We start from the raw sequence: 2,194 nt of genomic DNA on the forward strand, positions 1-2,194 counted from the left end.
TGTCGGCAACGCTCGAAAATGAGGCCGATCCGACGCTCGAAAACGAGGCCACCGGTTCGTGTTGTCTAGTCTGCCGGGTCTTGGGTCTTGATGCTTGGCAGGGTGTCGATTCCGCGGTTGCGTAGCCGGTAGCTGGCGCCTTTCAGGGTGAGGACGTCGGCGTGGTGGACGACGCGGTCGATCATCGCGGCGGCGACGGCCTGGTCGCCGAACACCCCGCCCCAGCCGCTGAAGGGCAGGTTGCTGGTGAGGATCAGCGAGGCGTGCTCGTAACGCGATGAGACGAGCTGGAAGAACAGGTTCGCGGCGTCTTGCTCGAAGGGCAGGTAGCCGACCTCGTCGACGATGATCAGCCCGTAGCGGCGCAGCCGGGCGAGCTCGTTGGGCAGCCGTCCGGCGCGGTGGGCATCGGTGAGCCGGGTGACCCACTCGGTCGCGGTCGCGAAGAGAACCCGGTGGCCGTGGTGGGCGGCGGCGATCCCCAGTCCGGTGGCCAGGTGGGTCTTGCCGGTGCCGGGCGGGCCGAGGAGCACGACGTTGCGTGCTTCGGTGAGGAACCCACCCGATGCTAGGGACGCGATCTGCTGACGGACAGCGGGTTGGGCGTCCCAGTCGAACTCCTCGAGCGTCTTGCGCGACGCGAACCCGGCGGCCCGGATCCGCAGCTGAGCGCCGGATGCGTTGCGGGCGGCGACCTCGCGGTCGAGGACCGCGGCGAGGTACTCCTCGTGGGTCCATCCGGAATCACGGGCATGATCGGCCAGCCGACCGGCTGCTTCGATGATCCGGGGCGCCTTCAACGCCGCCGCCAGGTAGGTCAGCTGCTTGAGCGCCTCAGCCGCCTCCTTCTTCGTGGCCATCAGGCGACCTCCCCGTCGCTCAGACCGTCCGCAACGCCATCGGCGAGCCCGCCGTCGATCAGGCCGAAGGCACGGTCGTAATCGGCCAGATCCCTGGTCAGGTCACGGTCGACCTCCTGGTGCGGATCGGCGGCCGGTCGGGGCAGCTGGAACTGCTCACGCAGCACCTTCGCCGCTGCCACGTGCGCGGGATCGGTGATCGTCATCCCGCGTGCCCAGACCCGGTCATGGGCTGCGACCAGGCGTCCGTCGTGGCGGACCTGCACCCTGGACAAGTCGGCGTGGACGTCGACGAACCGGCCGATCACGTTCGGGTCGACGGAGTAGTCGTTGCTGTCGACGCGGACGTAGTAGTCGCGTCCCAGCCGGACCCGGTTGACCCACCCCACCACGGGTGCGACCGGTGGCAGCGGCAGCATCGCAGCCCGGTCGGCGTCGAGCAGGTCGACCGGCCTGGCCTTGATCGTGCGCACCACCCTCGCGTTCGCCTTGCTCAGCCAGTCGGTGAACTGGGCGTCGAAGTCGGCCGGCGATGCGAAGTCCCGGCCGGGCATGAAGGAGGTCTCGAAGAAGCCGTTCCTGCGTTCGACGATGCCCTTGGACTCGGGGTCATAGGGCTTCAGCCGCTGCAGCGTGGTGGCCAGGGTGCCGGTGAACGCACCGACGCCTTCGGCGTGCCGCTTGCCGCGGCCGATGCCGGACTCGTTGTCCCAGATCAACCTGCGCGGGACCCGGCCCAGCTGTTGCAGCAACAGCCACATCGCCAGCAGCAGATCCTGGGTGTGCCGGGTCGGGATCATCTTCGCGACCATGAACCGCGAATGCGCGCACGTGATCACCATGACCGGCAACAACGCCGTGGTGCCGTCCTCGAGCGGGATCTTCTTCGGCGGGAACCACAAGTCGCACTGCGCGGCGTCCCCGGCCAGCCAGGTCAGCCGGTCCGACGGGTCGACCGGCCGGTGCTCAGGCCGCAGCCGGCGGACATGCTCACGGAACCAGGTGATCGACCCGATCCACCCGACCCGCTCCGCGATCACCGTCGCGGGCATGTCCGGCGTCGTGACCAGCAGCTGCCGCACCAAGGGTTCGAACGGCGTGAACGACGTCGGCACCGCCGGCCGCTCGTACTTCGGCGGCCCGTCCGAGGCCACCGCCCGCGCCACCGTCGCCCGCCCGATACCCAAGTCCCGCGCGACCTGACGCTGCGGAACACCGTCCGCCACCAGCCGCCGGATCAGAGCCCAATCCTCCACAGAGATCACCCATCCAATCTGTCTGGGTGGCCTCGTTTTCGACCGTCGCTATGGCCTCGTTTTCAAGCGTCGTCGACA

2 protein-coding genes are annotated in these 2,194 nt (G+C 68.7%); both read right to left on the reverse strand.

Annotated features, from left to right (window positions below; genetic code table 11):
- Window positions 1–65 precede the first annotated feature (65 nt).
- Entirely contained in the window at window positions 66–860 is a 795-nt protein-coding gene (gene istB, locus ISG29_RS20380) for an IS21-like element helper ATPase IstB (protein ID WP_194505285.1), read from the reverse strand.
- A complete protein-coding gene (gene istA / locus ISG29_RS20385; RefSeq protein ID WP_194505286.1) occupies window positions 860–2,125 on the reverse strand; it encodes an IS21 family transposase in 1,266 nt (421 codons plus the stop codon). Before istA ends, istB begins: the two co-directional genes overlap by 1 nt.
- Between the last annotated feature and the right edge of the window lie 69 nt (window positions 2,126–2,194).

Source organism: Nocardioides acrostichi (assembly GCF_015319165.1).
In the GTDB taxonomy this organism is placed as follows: Bacteria; Actinomycetota; Actinomycetes; order Propionibacteriales; family Nocardioidaceae; genus Nocardioides; species Nocardioides acrostichi.

What these genes read in the sequence shown, in the direction of transcription:
- istB (WP_194505285.1), bottom strand. Translation starts at nt 860, where the DNA reads ATGGCCACGAAGAAGGAGGCGGCTGAGGCGCTCAAGCAGCTGACCTAC.